Annotated in this window: 15 protein-coding genes and 1 pseudogene; 6 read left to right on the top strand and 10 right to left on the bottom strand. The window is 61.8% G+C overall.

All coding sequences use genetic code 11. The features are described from left to right. The 8 genes from ARGLB_RS12510 to ARGLB_RS12470 all read right to left on the bottom strand — a co-directional run. Nucleotides 1–807, bottom strand: an 807-nt coding sequence (locus ARGLB_RS12510; protein ID WP_003802987.1) for a copper amine oxidase, incomplete at its 3' end; no start/stop codon positions are given. 315 nt (nt 808–1122) lie between these two features. After that, entirely contained in the window at nt 1123–2121 is a 999-nt protein-coding gene (locus tag ARGLB_RS12505) for a heme-dependent oxidative N-demethylase family protein (protein ID WP_003802986.1), read from the bottom strand. Continuing rightward, the gene (locus ARGLB_RS12500; protein WP_003802985.1) at nt 2118–3095 is read right to left on the bottom strand and encodes a PDR/VanB family oxidoreductase; all 978 of its coding nucleotides are present in this window, start codon (nt 3093–3095) and stop codon (nt 2118–2120) included. The genes ARGLB_RS12505 and ARGLB_RS12500 overlap by 4 nt, the downstream gene beginning before the upstream one ends. Beyond that, complete coding sequence (locus tag ARGLB_RS24460; RefSeq protein ID WP_139023334.1) at nt 3092–3562, bottom strand: dimethylamine monooxygenase subunit DmmA family protein; 471 nt, start codon at nt 3560–3562, stop codon at nt 3092–3094. Before ARGLB_RS24460 ends, ARGLB_RS12500 begins: the two co-directional genes overlap by 4 nt. Nucleotides 3563–3587: 25 nt before the next feature. Then, nucleotides 3588–3968 (bottom strand): cupin domain-containing protein, encoded by a 381-nt coding sequence (locus tag ARGLB_RS12490; RefSeq protein WP_003802983.1) that lies wholly within the window; start codon nt 3966–3968, stop codon nt 3588–3590. Between the two features lie 586 nt (nt 3969–4554). After that, nucleotides 4555–6039, bottom strand: coding sequence for an APC family permease (locus ARGLB_RS12485; RefSeq protein ID WP_003802982.1), 1485 nt, complete (start codon nt 6037–6039; stop codon nt 4555–4557). A 574-nt stretch (nt 6040–6613) separates the two neighbouring features. Further along, a complete protein-coding gene (locus ARGLB_RS12475; protein ID WP_003802981.1) occupies nt 6614–7336 on the bottom strand; it encodes a cache domain-containing protein in 723 nt (240 codons plus the stop codon). Next, nucleotides 7320–8051 (bottom strand): FadR/GntR family transcriptional regulator, encoded by a 732-nt coding sequence (locus ARGLB_RS12470; RefSeq protein ID WP_245531530.1) that lies wholly within the window; start codon nt 8049–8051, stop codon nt 7320–7322. Before ARGLB_RS12470 ends, ARGLB_RS12475 begins: the two co-directional genes overlap by 17 nt. A 303-nt stretch (nt 8052–8354) precedes the next feature. Here ARGLB_RS12470 and hxlB point away from each other — a divergent pair, with 303 nt between their 5' ends. The 5 genes from hxlB (at nt 8355) to ARGLB_RS12445 (ending at nt 12616) form a co-directional block, all read left to right on the top strand. Then, on the top strand, nt 8355–8954 hold the full coding sequence (hxlB, locus tag ARGLB_RS12465) for a 6-phospho-3-hexuloisomerase (protein ID WP_003802979.1): 600 nt from the start codon (nt 8355–8357) through the stop codon (nt 8952–8954). Between the two features lie 107 nt (nt 8955–9061). Next, nucleotides 9062–9685, top strand: a complete 624-nt coding sequence (hxlA, locus tag ARGLB_RS12460; RefSeq protein WP_003802977.1) for a 3-hexulose-6-phosphate synthase — start codon at nt 9062–9064, stop codon at nt 9683–9685. A 134-nt stretch (nt 9686–9819) separates the two neighbouring features. Then, nucleotides 9820–10029: a hypothetical protein gene (locus ARGLB_RS12455; RefSeq protein WP_003802974.1), complete on the top strand. Its 210-nt coding sequence runs from the start codon at nt 9820–9822 to the stop codon at nt 10027–10029. Nucleotides 10030–10073: 44 nt separating this feature from the next. After that, on the top strand, nt 10074–11645 hold the full coding sequence (gene zwf / locus ARGLB_RS12450; protein WP_003802971.1) for a glucose-6-phosphate dehydrogenase: 1572 nt from the start codon (nt 10074–10076) through the stop codon (nt 11643–11645). Continuing rightward, entirely contained in the window at nt 11642–12616 is a 975-nt protein-coding gene (locus ARGLB_RS12445) for a glucose-6-phosphate dehydrogenase assembly protein OpcA (RefSeq protein ID WP_003802968.1), read from the top strand. Before zwf ends, ARGLB_RS12445 begins: the two co-directional genes overlap by 4 nt. Before the next feature lie 180 nt (nt 12617–12796). Here the strand turns inward: ARGLB_RS12445 and ARGLB_RS12440 are convergent, their stop codons facing one another. Together ARGLB_RS12440 and ARGLB_RS12435 are read right to left on the bottom strand one after the other, a co-directional pair. After that, nucleotides 12797–13540: an IclR family transcriptional regulator gene (locus tag ARGLB_RS12440; RefSeq protein WP_003802965.1), complete on the bottom strand. Its 744-nt coding sequence runs from the start codon at nt 13538–13540 to the stop codon at nt 12797–12799. Further along, a complete protein-coding gene (locus tag ARGLB_RS12435; RefSeq protein WP_245531528.1) occupies nt 13537–14934 on the bottom strand; it encodes an APC family permease in 1398 nt (465 codons plus the stop codon). Before ARGLB_RS12435 ends, ARGLB_RS12440 begins: the two co-directional genes overlap by 4 nt. A 628-nt stretch (nt 14935–15562) precedes the next feature. Here ARGLB_RS12435 and ARGLB_RS12430 point away from each other — a divergent pair. Beyond that, nucleotides 15563–15854: pseudogene (locus ARGLB_RS12430) on the top strand (primary-amine oxidase); the annotation flags it as partial.

Below are 15854 nucleotides of genomic sequence, written 5' to 3'. Positions count from 1 at the left end.
GCCCTGGTCACGGAACTTCAGCTGGTGCAGGACCAGGCCCTCACGCGGGGTGAACCCGACCCGGAAGGACCAGTCGGCCCACTGGACATGGTTGCCGGTGACCTGGAAGGACGCCCCTTCGGGCTGGGTGATCTCGATCGGCTTCAAATCCGTGCGGGCCGGGCCGACGTACTTGGGCAGGTAGTTGCCCCGGGCGGACGGGACCGGGATCGCCTGGTCATCCTCGAGCCTGACGACCTCACCGGCGTTCAGGTCATAGAACACGATGAAGTTCTCGATCGGGTGCGCGTACGGGCTGTCATCGGGCTCGTCCCGGACGAAGACCAGGGCACGCATCAGGCGCCGGCCCTCGGCGTCCTCACCGAAATACCCCACCGACCACGGCTCGAAGCAGACCAGGTCCAGGTCCGTCAGGCCCCGCTTCGCCAAAGCCTCGATAACCTTCGGGTCCTTCCGGCACGCCTCCTCACACTCGGCGAACTCATCGAGCATGAACGGCGGCTGGACATTGGCAGCCAGCTGCGTCCACCGATCCACCGTCCCGGTCTCCAGGTTCACAACCGCCTCGTACGAACGCGCCGCGGCCCGGTCCACCAGAACCGCGTCCGCCTCACGCGCCACCTGCACACCATTACGCAGGTCTTCCTTGGCCGGCTCACGCAACTCAACGCTGATAAAACGGAACGACTCCGCCGCCGCCGGCCCCTCCTTCAAAACCGCCACCGCACGCGAAATCTCCTCCCGCGACAACGGATCCAACGGATGCGCCACCCCAACAGCGGCTGAAGTTTCAATGTCGATAGTCATGCTTAACTCCTTGATAAATCCTGGTTCAGGATGAGGTTGCTTAGGTGGTGTTGTTTTTGGGGGCAATGTCCCCGGATTCTCAGAACTGTTCGTCTTCGTCAGAACTGTTCATCGGTGGTGCAAATAAGACTGTGCTGAGGGCCCCTCCGAGCTCTTAGGAACCGGGAGGGACCACCTGCCGGTGTGATACCGGCCACGTGCATTCCGTTCGTGTAGAAAAAGCTACGCCATGTTAATCATCTAGTCCAGCCTTTTTTATGGATTACTTCCATAAGACTGTAGGTAATAGCAATGGTTGGGGATTGAGCCGGCGTTTTAGCCTGCCAGCAGCCAGTCGGACGCAGCCTTGCGGTAGCGGATGATGCCTTTGTACTCGGCCATGTCGTCCGGGAGTTCGGCCAGGACGTGGCCGAACTTTTGGCGCCAGGTCGGGACCTTGGCGATGTCCCTTAGGGGCAGGAGGTAGCTGCGGATCAGGAACAGCAGGACCCCGGTGTGGGGGAGCCGGATCAGGTGCTGGACTTCCACGCGAAGGTGGAGCTTGTCCGGCATGTCGGGGTCAGTGGCGATGGTTCCGCGGTCCGGTCCCCATTCAGGGTAGGTTTCGGTGGAGGTGTCCAGCCGGTTGCCGACGGTCATGGTCCAGTTGGTGCGACGGAACTGTTCGCCCGGCTGCAGCCGCATGAGGAATTGTTCGGCACGGCTGATGATGTTTTCTTCCTTGACCCGCGGTACGGGGCCGTGGATTTCGAGGAAGCTCATCCCGACGTCGAAATTGAACGACCAGTCCGCGGCGAAGGTGACCAGACCGGCGTCGAGCCACATCGTGTTGTCCCGAATGTCGAGGAGAACGATGTCGTCCTGGATCTGAGTGCCAAGGAACCTCAGGGGGCCCGTGGGCAGCGAATCGTCGTCGCCCACGGTGAACTGCACGTCGAGGTCCTGGAGTTTGTTCTGCCAGCGGCATGCATTCCCCTCGCGGTGGAAGGACATGATGTCCGGGTATTCCGCGGCCATGGCGGGAAGCAGGGTGGCGATCGTGTCCCAGACGGCGGGCCGCATGTGGGGCAGGACGGCCATGCGCGAGGGGTCGCGGGCCAGGATCGCCTCGCGGTCGGCCAGTTCCTTATGGTAGAACTCGTCGATGTCGATGAGCCCGGCCCCCCAGGCGCCGGCGTCTGTCGGCACGTTTTTGTTGGCCGGTTCGACGTTGGCGCTATAGCGGTACTGGTCACCGAGAAACGGGAATGGAAAGCGCCTGATGCGTTCCGGGAGGGTGGCGGTGTCAGTGTCTTTGTCGAGAGTGATGCTCAAAGGTCCAACTCCAATTCTGGGTCTTCGCTGCGTGAAACACAGCACATCATTGTGGTGTTCTCGGCCTTTTCCTGGTCGGTCAGATAGAGGTCCCGGTGCTGCGGGGTTCCCCGGAGGACCGGCAGGACACATTCTCCGCAGATGCCTTTACGGCACATGTTGGGGATGGTTTTCCCTGCCTTTTCGAGCGTTTCCAGAAGCGACGCGCCGGACGGCACGTCCAGCTTGAGGCCGCTGCGGACCAGGTTAACGGTGAACGGCTCGCCGTCGTCCAGTTCGGCCGCACCGAAGGCTTCCGAATGCAGCCTCGCCGGTGGCCATCCCAGCTCCCGTGCCTGATCCAGAACCGCATCCATGAAGGCAACCGGGCCGCAGACGTAGAGGTGGGTTCCCAGGCTCTGGGTCATGAGCTGTTCGGCGAGGACCTTCTGGAAACTGTTGCGGTCGCTGCATTCGGTCAGGGCAGGTCCCAGCAGGTCCCGGGCCTCTTCCACGTGGGCTCCGGCCCCGGGCCGGTACACGTAGATCAGGGAGGAGGTCGTGCCCCGGTCCGCTGCCGCACGGGCGTGCGAGAGGACCGGCGTGATGCCGATGCCGGCGGCGATCAGCAGGTGGTGGGTGGCTGTTGAGGCCGGGGCGAAAGCACTGCGGGGCCGCGAAACGTACACGCGGTCACCTACGCCGAGTTGGTGCATTGCCACCGATCCACCCGCTCCGTCCTCGACCCGGAGGACGGAGATGGTGTATTCGGTCGGGCCGTTGCCCGAGCCGGTGAGCGAATACGCGTTGACGCCGCTGCCGTACTGGACCACCAGGTGGCTGCCCGGGACGTAGGACGGAAGGCGTGCCCCGGACGGATCAGCCAACGTGATGCTGACAATCGATTCCGTCTGGGGACTGATGTTGGTCACCTCCAGCTGGAGGCCACCTTCCACCGCCGGGTGGGCAGTGATCGGGAGCGCCGTGATAGTCATGATGCCTCCTCGGCGTGGGCCGAGTACCCTAGGTACGCGCCCATTCGGCGGGAAAAATGATCTGTGGTGGCCAGGCTGGTGGCACATCCCCGGCATTGGACCTCGGAGCCGGCCGGCCGAACGGTTGTGGTGGTCGCGTGGCAGTGCGGGCAGTAAATTACCCGGGGAGCGGTCTCGTCACTGAGAAGGGTGAGCTCCTCCTGCTGCAGTCCGCATTCCGCGGCGGCGGCCGCGGCTGCGCGGATGTCCGCCGGTGGCCCGGCGAGCACGAGGCGAACTCCAACGTGCGAACGTTCAAGTACGGACCTCAGCTCCGAGAGGGCTTCGGGGTTTGCAGCTTTGAAACGGAGATCATGCCTGGGCTGGACACCGGTGTGTTGACCCGCGGTGTCACCTGTGGCGCCAAAGGACGCACAGATGACACCGCGGAAACCAGGTTCCAGGCCTGTGCCTGCTGCCGGCGGCATGGACGCGGAACACATGGTCGGATCCTTACGGTGCGAAGGAACGCTCGCCGGTGAAGAACCCCAGGCCGTACTCGGGGGTCTCAAACTTGACCGTGGTGCCCTTGGGGAAGAACAGAACGTCGCGCTCCTTCGCGTGCGTGACTTCGCCCGTCGCCTGGTCGGTGAGGATGAACTCGCCCTTGATGACGACCTTCATCTCGTCGTAGGTGTACGTGTACACCAGGGGTTCGGAAGCCTTCAGCTCGAAGAAGCCGGCGCTCATGACCGACCCCTCAGGGTTATGGAGGGAGTCACCGATTGCGGCGACAGTGCCGGGCTCGTTCATCGGCGGCAGACCGACATATCCGCCTACTACCTTGTGGATGGATCCGGCCTTGGTCAAAGTTCCTGTGAGGATGGTTTCCATGGGTCTCTCCTGGGTTAATGGTTTGTCAGGACTGTTCGTCTTCGGGTGCAAATAAAGTTGCGCTGAAGGTCATCTCAAGCCGGGCTAAGCTCCGGGAGGGGACCTGCAAAACCCGACATCCTCTGCTTCCAGAGGGGCCAGTAGAGCTCTTCACCGAGGTCTGCTGGTGTGATGCCGGTCACGCTTTTTCGTCCCACAAGCAAACCTACTCCTCCTAATTCATCTAGTCCAGACTTTTTTTGGAATATTCACGCAAAGAGACATTTTTGTCTCCTGGACCGTAACGTTTGCCTTGATCTTTCCGGGTGCCACCTCCAGAAGATTGCTTGGTTTGGCGGCGAGCAGTCCGGGCGCAACCGCTGCCGCCGGGCAAGTTGCTTCTCGTCCCGCGAGGCGCGCGATGGGACCAAAAAGTTCGATGTGAGGGTATTCGCGTGGTAGCGGTTGATGATGATGATGCAGCGTCCCCGAGGAAACGCAGGAAGGCAGGACCGTTTTTCAACGGTCCTGCCTTCCTGTCTTTATGGGGTCACACTACTGCGCGGACGAGCTGACCCGCGTTGGGCGGCCGGCACTGCCGGCTGCGTCACATGGGATCTGGAACCCGTTCCCTATCGGCCGCATCATGATCTGACGAGCGGTCAGTTGCTGCCTTCTGGTTGGAGCGGCGCGATTCGTGCTGGGAATAGAACCAAATGGGGATGTAGAGCGCCAGTACGATGAAGCCGACCCACGTCGGGGTCCAGCCGATCTCCAAGCTGTTGAGGTAAACCACGCCTATCAGGCACAGGGGCAGATTGAACAGGCCGAAGAGCATGGCGACGTGTTTCCAGCCCTTGGGTGCCTTGAAGGGCCTTTCCAGGCCAGCAAAGGCGGGGTGCTTTCTGGCTCTCACGTAGGCGAACAGGCTGATGCCGTTGGCGCAGGTGTAGCCGATCGCCGATGCCGCGACAATCGCGGCGGGGTTTCCCATCGAAATCAGCACCAGGTTGAAGGCTCCGATGACCAGCATGGCAACAGCCGGAGTGCCGTGGCGGTTCGTTCTGCCGAGGGCCCGGGGGAGGTTGCCTTCGGTCGCCATGGAGTGCATTGCGCGGGACGAGCCCAGATAGGCCGTTTGGATGATCAGTATCATCGCCGCGATCAGCATGATGATGGTGATCATGGAGCCGGCTTGGCCAAAGACTGCCTGGGCGACCGGAATCAAGGGCGATACGGGTTCGTCCAGTACGCCGTCAACACCGAGCACGCCGATCACTGCAGCTTGCACCAGTACGAACGAGAAGAAGCAAATGATGCCGCAGGCAAACAACGCCTTGGAGACATCTTTGGCCGGGTTTTTGTATTCCGGGCCGTAGATGGCTGCCGTTTCCCAAGCGCAGGCACTCCACTGAGCGATGGCAAAAATGCCCAGGAGAATCAGGATGTGGTGCATGTCCCACGACCAGTCGGCCGGGATCCAGCTGCCCGTGATGTTGGTCATCTCTACGTGTCCGGTAGCAAAAGGCGCCACGGTCAGGACAACCAGCGGTATCAGGGAAAACGCAGCTAGGATGTAACCCAACTTGGCGCCATCCTTGAGGCCGAACCAGTTGACCACGAACAGTCCGCCGAAAATCACCACCCCGGATATCAGTGAGAGCTGGTACTCGGTAAACGTTTCGCCCAGCACCGGAAAAAGCCCATGCAGGTAACCGCCCACCAGGATGGAAAAAATCGCCAGTACGGGGGTCCAGGCGAACCAGTAGCTCCAGGCGCTGAAGCCGCCGATCAACTTGCTCTTGTCGTACTTTCCCTTGTAGTTCTCGGTGCGAAAAATATGCTGCGCGAAACCCGGCAGGCCAGAGGCCTTGGGAAAGGTCGTAGCCATCTCAGCGTATGCAGCGTTCTGAAAGAAGCCCTGAACGACCGACAGTCCCCAGATAAGAATTGCTGCGGCGGACAGGTACATCGGAAGGTAGCCCAGGGAGGGCAGAATTAGCAGGGGTACGCCCAGCGCAATGGCCAGACCCTGCTTCCAGTCGATAGACCTCTCCAGGTCATCGCCCCCATCCAAACGATTTTCACTCATAACAATCTCCCTTGAACAACTAAGCGTTGTCAGATTTTTGTCTACGTCCTGTGTCAGATCGCAGGACGGATGAGGAAGCTCTTCCCCGATTACGACACCTTCGTCCCGGTTCCGCCGCTAGTTCAGGCCTGGCTCGTCAATGAACCCTGCCTGAAAGCGAAGCCGCTATCGGTGATTCCTCTCCAGCCCCGGTGGCTCGGCCATGAGCGCCGGATCTTCGAGCTGAAGGCTTCCGAGCCTGCGGTGTGGACGTGCACGCCTGGGCTCTCCTGTGAAACAGATCACTTCGAAGATTACTCCTTAAAGCTGCAATGCAATAGCTTTTAATCGCGGGAATCTTGTGCTTCGTTGAAGCGCCCGCCGGGACTTGAGTCCGGGCAGTGCGTCCATCGCACACGCGGGTGTGATGGCGCTGAAAGGTCACGCAGCGTTGGATGGCCGCCCGGTTATGGGCTGTTTCCCTTGCGGGTGCCAGGCCGCTCACGCGGGACGCTAAAGCTATACCGGCAAAGGTTTTATGTCACAGCAGCGGGGTTGGCTGGACGGCCGTCCCCCAAGACGGCCGCCTACAGGGTCACGAGGTATGACGCGTTGATGTGTAAATCAAGGAGAGCCCCAGGTGTGGAACATCCAAGGCCATTCGGTGCTGCTCCGGAGACCCGGATTTGATCCGCTCGCCGACCAGGTACATCCCGGAGTTGCCGAGAATGACGCGGTTACTGGCGTTGACGAGGGCGGCATCGCCCGGGATGCCGCGCAAGTGCGGCATGATGAGGGGTTCCAGGTCCTTGATCCGAATGTCGCATCCGGCAACCCCCGTGAAGGTTCCATGAACGGAAAACGGTGCGGTGAACGTCAGGATGTATTCCTCGAAGCCGAGATAGTCGATGTACGGGCCCCAGAGAGTCTGTTCACCTGTGGAAGCGGCGGTCGAGAAAAACGGCAGCTTCTCATAGTCGTAATACCGGTTGCTGCCCGGAGTCAGATCAAAATCCAGCCTTCCGACGGAACCGGATCCCTTGCGGGACCACCAGTCCAAGGTCCGGCCGCCCTCCTCAACGGATGCATGGGCGAAGAACGTTCCGGCACCTACGGCAAAAGTGTTCTTCGCAAGGAACTCGCGTGAGAGTTTGTCCAGGCCGGCCAAGGCAGCTTTATCGACCTTGGGCTTGCCGACGAGATTTCGTTCAAGCAGCGAGGCGACGTTTCTGGAAAGGTCCTCGATCTCCGCGGAGACGCCGTTGGTCCACGAAGTGAGGGCATTGGCAGCGTGTACGACTTCAGTGTCGGGCTTCATTGGGTTCCTGGATTGATTGGCTGTAACCGAGGGTCAGTTTCGTGTCTATAAGGTGAAAAATATTTCGCCTGATGTGCTCAAGTGCCAGTTTTTGGGCCCTCTCGGGTTGGTCCTGGGCCACTGCCCGGACCAGCTCCAAGTGTTCTGCGGTTGCCGTTTCAGGGTCAAGTGGTACGCCGAGCGGAGCCCACAACTGTTGGACTGACTCTTCCTGAAGCCGGATTTCGGCGTTGGCCAGCCTCGGTGACTGCGCCGATACTGCTAACTCGATGTGGAAGCGGCTGTCAGCAGATGCACGGACCTCGGGGGTCCGGGCCAGAACCAATGCCCGCGCAAGTTCTTGGAGACGCTCGAAGTCATGAGCTTCCGCGCGTTCACATGCCAGGCGAATGGTGGTGGCGGCTATGGCCGAATGTTCGTCTCCGAGGTCGCGTATTTCAGAAATAGACGTCGAGAGAAACCAATCCCGGATGGCGTCGGTCTGGCTCTGAGGCTGCTTGACGACAAAGGATCCCCCGCTCCGACCTCTGCGGGTCTCAACGATGCCCCGCTCGCGCAGTTCCCCCAAGGCTTCGCGAAGGGTGGCGCCGCCGACGCCGAACATCTCCGAGAGTGCCGCTTCAGGTGGCAGTCGTTCACCGACCTTGAGCAGCCCGAGCGAGATGGCCGTGGAGATTCTGTCGACAATCGCATCGGCCCGCTCGATTTCGGGCAATGACCGATAAATCTGCGACTCGAAGGGTGTCGGCGAGGCCAAAAGTCTGCGCTCCGAAGATGGGCTATGGGTTGGGCTAATACTACAGTCCGGGAGTACTTAAAGGCCTTTGATCTCCCGCAAGAGGCTTTGGTGTCACTTCCGTTGCTGAACGCCCGTTCCGAACCGGACCAATCCTTAAGGGTAGTCAAAACCGTCAGAAAACAGTGTTACCCCTGCCCGCTTGCTTCGGAATCATGGATATCAACCAGAAAGCATCCACTCGGCTGCTACAGGCCGATGGCCGAATCGAAGGGAAAAACCGTGAATCCGACAGCAACCGCGACGACTGCGGTGTACAGCACCACAGATGACATTGTCCGCAATCTGTCCCTCGTAAGGGACGAGATCGCGGATACGGCGGCCAAGATCGACGAGCAGCAGGTGGCCAGCCTGGCACGCCACATCAGCCTGACGGGCCGCGTGTTCGTAGCCGGAGCGGGTCGCAGCGGCCTCGTCCTGCGCATGGCTGCCATGAGGCTGATGCACCTGGGCCTGAACGTCCACGTCGCCGGCGACACCACCACACCCGCCATCAGCTCCGGCGACCTGCTCCTGGTCGCCTCCGGATCGGGAACGACCTCCGGAGTGGTCAAGGCAGCGGAAACAGCAGCGAAGGCCGGCGCGCGGATTGCCGCGTTCACCACCAACCCGGATTCGCCGCTCGCCGGCCTCGCCGATGCAGTGGTGGTCATTCCTGCCGCCCAGAAGACCGACCACGGCTCCAGCGTTTCCCGCCAGTACGCCGGGTCCCTCTTCGAGCAGGTACTTTTCGTTGCCACCGAGGCCATCTTCCAGTCGCTCTGGGACAACGACGCCCAGCCGGCGGAGGAGCTGTGGCTGCGCCACGCCAACCTCGAGTAACCGCCAACCCCGAGTAACCGCCAACCCCGGGTAACCGAGGCCTTCAGTTCCTCACCCAACGTTTTTCCACACCCAATTGCAGTTCCCTGACAGAAAGAAACAACATCATGAAGCTCCAAGTTGCCATCGACCTCCTGACCACCGAAGCTGCTCTCGAACTGGCCGGCAAGGTTGCCGAGTACGTCGACATCATCGAGCTGGGCACGCCGCTGATCAAGGCCGAAGGCCTTTCCGTCATCACCGCCGTGAAGGAAGCCCACCCGGACAAGATCGTTTTCGCTGACCTGAAGACGATGGACGCCGGCGAGCTCGAAGCCGACATCGCCTTCAAGGCCGGCGCTGACCTGGTCACCGTGCTCGGCGCCGCTGACGATTCCACCATCGCCGGTGCGGTCAAGGCAGCCCAGGCCCACAACAAGGGCGTCGTCGTTGACCTCATCGGCATCGAGGACAAGGTCACCCGGGCCAAGGAAGTCCGCGCCCTGGGTGCGAAGTTCGTTGAGATGCACGCCGGCCTGGACGAGCAGGCCAAGCCGGGCTTTGACCTGAACGGTCTGCTCCGCGCCGGTGCCGAAGCCCGCGTTCCGTTCTCCGTGGCAGGCGGCGTGAAGCTCGCCACCATCGGTGACGTGCAGAAGGCCGGCGCCGATGTCGCCGTCGCCGGCGGTGCCATCTACGGTGCAGCCGACCCCGCCGTGGCCGCGAAGGAACTCCGCGCAGCCATCGTCTAGGTCGCTAATTGTCGGTGGCGTCCCGCACCCTTACGGCGCGGGACGCCACCGACGGAGTTAAGACACAGCACACCCCGAGGATGAGGGGTTGGCATATTGGGGGACCCTGACCCCTGGGAAGGAAGCTGTTCATCATGTCTAGTCAGGCCGCCGAGTACGTGGAAGTCCTCATTAATGACCCTGTTCGGCTTTACGAGTTGCTCGACGATGCAGAGGCATTGCTCCGCCGGGCGCCCCAACAGTTTGCCGGCATCCTGGTCACCCGCCATGATCCTGGCCGGTACACGCTCACGCTCAGCGACACCGTTCCCTTCGGGGAGACTCGCGAGCTAGTTCTCTCGTGACCGTCGGTCGACACGCACTGCATGTCGAAAGTTAGAAGGCAACAATGTCTGTTACTTACCCTGATTCGAATGTGAGGTCCGGGCAGAACCCGCTGCGGGATCCGCGCGACCGCCGGCTGTCCCGGGTGGCCGGACCATCGTCCCTGGTGCTCTTCGGTGTCACCGGCGACTTGGCACGGAAGAAACTCTTGCCCGCTGTCTATGACCTCGCAAGCCGGGGACTCCTGCCGCCGAGCTTTGCACTGGTGGGCTTCGGCAGGCAGAACCGGACGAATGAGGATCTCAAGGCCGCGATAAAGGAGTCCGTGAAAGCATATTCCCGGACGCCATTTTCTGAGGCGGTATGGGACCAGCTTTCCGAGGGCATTCGTTTCGTTCAGGGCGCGTTCGACGACGACGCCGCCTTTGGGCGGCTTTCCGCCACTCTGGCCGAACTGGACGAGCAGCGCGGTACGCGGGGAAACCACGCGTTCTACCTGTCGATCCCGCCGAAGGCCTTCGAACTGGTCTGCCGGCAGCTCTCGAAGCACGGCCTGGCGCAGGCCGAGGGCGAGAAGTGGCGGCGGGTGGTTATTGAGAAGCCGTTCGGGCACGACCTCGAATCGGCCCGGCAGCTGAACGACATCGTCGAATCGGTGTTCCCGCAGGACGCGGTGTTCCGGATCGACCATTACCTGGGCAAGGAGACGGTCCAGAACATCCTGGCTCTGCGTTTCGTCAACCAGCTCTTCGAGCCGTTGTGGAACGCCAATTACGTGGACCACGTGCAGATCACCATGGCCGAGGACATTGGCACCGGCGGCCGGGCAGGGTATTACGACGGCGTGGGCGCGGCCCGCGACGTGATCCAGAACCACCTGCTGCAGCTGCTCGCCCTGACCGCCATGGAGGAGCCCATCTCCTTCAACGCCAATGACCTGCGCGCGGAGAAGGAAAAGGTCCTGGCCGCCGTTCAGCTCCCGGGAGACCTGTCCACGCATTCGGCCCGTGGCCAATTCACCGGCGGCTGGCAGGGCGGGGAGCAGGTCCAGGGCTACTTGGAAGAGGACGGCATCCCGGCCGACTCGACCACCGAAACCTATGCCGCGATCCGGGTGGACATCAACACCCGGCGCTGGAACGGGGTGCCGTTCTACCTGCGCGCCGGCAAACGGCTCGGCCGCCGCGTGACGGAGATCGCGGTGGTGTTCAAGCGGGCACCGAACCTGCTGTTCGGTAACCAGGGGAACGGGAGCCACAGCGACGACGATTTCGGCCAGAACGCCGTGGTGATCCGGGTCCAGCCCGACGAAGGCGCCACGATCCGGTTCGGGTCCAAGGTCCCCGGCACCCAGATGGAAGTCCGGGACGTGACTATGGACTTCGGCTACGGGCACGCGTTCACCGAGTCCAGCCCCGAAGCCTACGAGCGGCTGATCCTGGACGTGCTTCTCGGCGAGCCGCCGCTGTTCCCCCGCCACCGAGAGGTGGAACTTTCCTGGAAGATCCTGGACCCGTTCGAGGAGTACTGGGCCTCCCTGCCCGACCTGCCCGAGCCATACGCGCCAGGCAGCTGGGGCCCAGCCTCGGCGGATGAGCTGCTTACCCGCGACGGACGCACTTGGAGAAGGCCATGATTGTAGATCTCCCCAACACCACCACCTCTGCTGTTGCCAAGAAGGTCCAATCCCTGCGCGCGCAGGGCGGCGTGATCGCCCTCGGCCGGGTCCTCACCCTGGTGGTCATCACAAAGTCAGGACTGGAGGAGGAAGCGATCGAGGCGGCCAACGAGGCCAGCCGCGAGCACCCCTGCCGGATCATCGTGCTGGCTGCCGGTTCTCCGGAGGAACCCACCCACCTGGACGCCCAGATCCGGGTCGGCGGGGACGCGGGCGCGTCCGAGGTCATCGTGCTGCGCGGCTTCGGTGAACTCGCCGAGGAAAGCGAGTCCCTCGTTGCCGCACTGTTGCTGCCCGACGCCCCGATCGTGGCCTGGTGGTCTAACGGGGCACCGGCGAATGCCAGCCAAACCTCGATCGGCAGGATTGCGCACCGCCGGATCACGGACTCGGCCAACGAGGCGGACCCCCGGTGGGCGCTGGAGAATATTCGGAACACCTACAGGGCAGGCGATACCGACCTGGCCTGGACGCGGCTAACGAACTGGCGGATTAAGCTCGCTGCAGTTCTGGATCAGGCCGACGCCACGCCGATTACCGCCGTCACCGTCGAGGGCGCCTCGGACTCGCCCAGCACCATCCTGCTCGCAGCGTGGCTCAGGCAGGCCCTGGACGTGCCGGTCAACATCCTCGCGGACGCGCCCGGCACCGGAATCCGCGGCGTTCAGCTGATCAAGACGTCCGGCATCATCCGGCTGTTCCGGCCTGGACACACCGTCGCCGAACTCACCCAGCCCGGGCAGCCCGCACAACGGATCTCCCTGCCGCGGCGCAGCCTCCGCGACTGCCTCGCCGAAGAACTGCGCCGCCTCGACCCCGACGAAGTCTTCGGTGAAACGGTTCGCAGTCTGGCTATTTCCAAGATGCATCAGGTCAGCCTTCAGGAGCAGGGCATCCTGGACCTGGAGGCATTCGGGGTGCCGGCATGAGCGTCACGATCGAACCCGGAGGACCAGGTCCTCTGGGAGCAGGTCTACCCCGGCACCACGCCCGATAAGGCCGTCGCGGACGGGGACGAGTTCCGGTTCGCCGGGGCGGTGCAAGAAGAAAGACAAGATCGCCACACGCAAGGCGCGTCAGGACTGCCTGACGCGCCTATGTGACGTTAATCAGAACAGGAAAGGTGCCAGCCGTGAGGCCAGTTCACGGGCGGCTTCTGCGTGCTCGCGGGTTGCCGTGAACCGCTCTGCCGGGCTGGACAGGCACAGGGCTGCGCCGGCCACGCCGTTGGGCAGCCTTACGGGAAATGCGAGACTGGCGGATCCTTGTTCCAATTCGTTGATTTCCGATGCCTCGCCTTTGAGCCTAATTTCCGCGAGTTGTTCTTCCAGTTGACCACTGTCTGTGATGGTGTGCTGTGTCAGCTTCACCAACGGTCCTGTAGGGAATGGGGAGGCCGAATCCCCAAGTTCAGCAAGCATCAGTTTTCCTGCTGCAGAGGCGTGCGGATACCGGAGCATTTCGAAAACAGAGTGGAGCCGATAATCCGGGTCCTCATCGGCGACTCTGAGGGAAGCGCTGCGGAACATCAAGAGATGCACGGCGAAACGGTTCCCGCCCCGAAATTCCTCTATGAGGGCGCGGGCTGCGGTGGGAACGGTTGGGGGAGTCGCAGCCGTAATGAGCCCCGAGATCGCCTGACCTAGAGCAAATCCGCGGAGGTCGGACGTGCGGGCCAGATATTCGTCCGCGACGAGCGAATTCAGGATCCGATACGCGGTCGCCTGGGGCATCTGCAGGGCATCGGTGACCTCTTTAGCCGTTGTCCCGGTGCCGAACCGTGCCACGATTTCCAGGATCCTGAGCGGGTTTGACGTTGTGCTGGGTCCGGAGTGTGTGGGCCTGTAGGTCATGGGGTGGGCCTGCCATGAAAGAGGTCCAATTCCCGGGTTTCGTCATAGATGCCGACGGCCGCCAGACGCCTTGGTAATCGGAAGTGTAGGAACGTCGCATACATGGTGCTAGCCAGGAGGACGCCCGCGTAGATAACGGTCTCAAGGCTGCCCGTGCGGATAGATGCCGCTGCGGCCGTCCAAAAGACGGCTCCGAGGGCGAGGGTGGTTACGGCTCCCAGTATCCAGCTGGCGTAGGTACTCTCCCCGATCCGGCGCAGGAAGAAGGGCAGGGACGCGCTGGCAAGGATATAGGACCCCAGATATCCGTAGGCGCCCAGCGTGAGGAGGTTCACGAGCCCCCGTTCCGGACTGGCAGTTGAAGTCACGACTGCAATGGGCACGATGGCAACTACGGGCATTATGACCATGATGGCCATCGAAGGGGTTCGAAAGACGGGATGGGTCCTGCCGGCTATTTTCGGTGCAACCCCTTCCCGGCCCATACAGAAAAATATCCGGGCAAGGGCGTTAACAGAGGCGATCGCGCACGCAAACCACGATGCAGCGATGCCAAGGTCAAGGATTGCAGCGGAGACAGGTGAAGACTGGGAAAAGAGGTCAGACAACGGCGTAGAGCTCGCTGCGATGCTTAACGGTGCCTCCTTGAGCGCTGCATCTTGGGCGGTCACGGCGAGAAGGCAAAGCACACCCATGAGGATGGGGGTCCAGGTGATGGCTCGGGGGACGGTAACGAAGGGTCTGTGCGCCTCCCCTCCCAGCGTGGTCGGGCTTTCGAAACCGACAAAGGCACTAACGGCCACGACGATGCCGATCGGTAGCGCGTCAAAATTTCCGTTCCAGGCAAACACGCTTCCGAGACTGAGCTTCGACGGGTTGACGGCGAAGTAGATGATCATCAGGGTGGCGAGGACTCCGATCGAGATGGACTCCATCAACACCATGAACCACGCCGATATGCGGATCCCCCTGACCATGAGGAGGCAAGCGGTAGCCGCGGAGGCAAGTATGACCAGCACTGTGAACACCTTGGAGTCTGCAGCGGGGACCCCAAGGTTGGAGAATAGTTGGCCGACGTAGACGCCAACAAGCAGCAGTGCGGCCATGGCCACGAGGCCGTAACCGAAAATGGCTGACCATCCGGCGGTGATCGCCGTCCGCTGCCCAAGTCCCTTGGCGGTGTAACTGTAGAGGCCGCTGACGGCTGCCATGCGCTGTGCCATTGGTCTTAGGCAGAAGGCAACCAGGACCATGACGGCCATGGCCACGCCGAATGTCACCAGGAGGTTCGGTCCGTTGGATCCAAAGACAAGACCCGGGAAGACAAGAGCCGGAATGACGGACATGGCACCTGCAGGCGCCACGCCGGCAACCGCCTGCGCGAAGACCGGCAAGAAGGAAAGTTTCCGGCGGCGCAGACCCTCCACCGGCGAACGGGGAGTGATAAAGCGATCACCGCGTGCAGACACTGGGTACCAACTCTCCCTTCGGGTGGGGCGCGCTCGCCTTACTCCGAGGGCGGCGCAAGTCATCGAGCCAAGGTGCAGAACATTAGCATTTCGGAGGCCGTCAGCGATAGGTATGCCCGTGTTTCCGAATGTTTCCAACATGTTAACTGGAGTGGGAATTTATGCGCCGGAATTTCTCAAGTAAATGTTTATGAAAGCCTCGCCTAAATGAATTTCGTGGCATAGCTTTGCTTCTTGTAAGGAATGCAAGTGACCGGGATCACATCGCCAGGTTCGGCGCAGAGCCCGGCTGACTCTCTGGAACAGAGGACGTTCACTTGCACCGGTGATGAACAGTTCGGACAACGCCGAACAGTTCTGAGAATTTAGGGACCTTTCGCATCCATTAGCCCCACGGCCACACCAGCTAACGGGACCGGGCACGAGATCCAGGCCGGGCGTGTTTGGGTCAACAACCACCGTGACTACCCTCGGCTACTTCAAGCCCCGTTTCCGGAGCGCTTGACCTTCGCGCCGTATGCATCCCCCATTCCGATTTATCAAGGAGATAAGCATGACTCTCGACATTGAAACTTCAGCCGCTGTTGGGGTGGCGCATCCGTTGGATCCGTTGTCGCGGGAGGAGATTTCCCGTGCGGTGGCGGTTTTGAAGGAGGGGCCGGCGGCGGCGGAGTCGTTCCGTTTTATTAGCGTTGAGTTGCGTGAGCCGGCCAAGGAGGACCTGCGCAATGGTGTGCAGGTGGGGCGTGAGGCGGACGCTGTTTTGGTGGACCGGGCCGCGGCGCGGTCGTACGAGGCGGTTGTGAATCTGGAGACCGGCACTGTCGAAAAGTGGGTCCAGCTGG

This window comes from Arthrobacter globiformis NBRC 12137 (assembly GCF_000238915.1).
GTDB classification, from domain to species: Bacteria; Actinomycetota; Actinomycetes; order Actinomycetales; family Micrococcaceae; genus Arthrobacter; species Arthrobacter globiformis.
Note: the sequence above shows the minus strand (reverse complement) of the source record. Positions and strands in the feature narration are given on the sequence as shown.

Excerpts from the sequence above, each read along its gene's own strand:
- ARGLB_RS12500 (WP_003802985.1), bottom strand. The coding sequence starts at position 3,095 with ATGACTATCACGGCGCTCCCGATCACTGCCCACCCGGCGGTGGAAGGT.
- ARGLB_RS24460 (WP_139023334.1), bottom strand. The coding sequence starts at position 3,562 with ATGCCGCCGGCAGCAGGCACAGGCCTGGAACCTGGTTTCCGCGGTGTC.
- ARGLB_RS12490 (WP_003802983.1), bottom strand. The coding sequence starts at position 3,968 with ATGGAAACCATCCTCACAGGAACTTTGACCAAGGCCGGATCCATCCAC.
- ARGLB_RS12485 (WP_003802982.1), bottom strand. The coding sequence starts at position 6,039 with ATGAGTGAAAATCGTTTGGATGGGGGCGATGACCTGGAGAGGTCTATC.
- ARGLB_RS12475 (WP_003802981.1), bottom strand. The coding sequence starts at position 7,336 with ATGAAGCCCGACACTGAAGTCGTACACGCTGCCAATGCCCTCACTTCG.
- hxlA (WP_003802977.1), top strand. The coding sequence starts at position 9,062 with ATGAAGCTCCAAGTTGCCATCGACCTCCTGACCACCGAAGCTGCTCTC.
- ARGLB_RS12455 (WP_003802974.1), top strand. The coding sequence starts at position 9,820 with ATGTCTAGTCAGGCCGCCGAGTACGTGGAAGTCCTCATTAATGACCCT.
- zwf (WP_003802971.1), top strand. The coding sequence starts at position 10,074 with ATGTCTGTTACTTACCCTGATTCGAATGTGAGGTCCGGGCAGAACCCG.
- ARGLB_RS12445 (WP_003802968.1), top strand. The coding sequence starts at position 11,642 with ATGATTGTAGATCTCCCCAACACCACCACCTCTGCTGTTGCCAAGAAG.
- ARGLB_RS12440 (WP_003802965.1), bottom strand. The coding sequence starts at position 13,540 with ATGACCTACAGGCCCACACACTCCGGACCCAGCACAACGTCAAACCCG.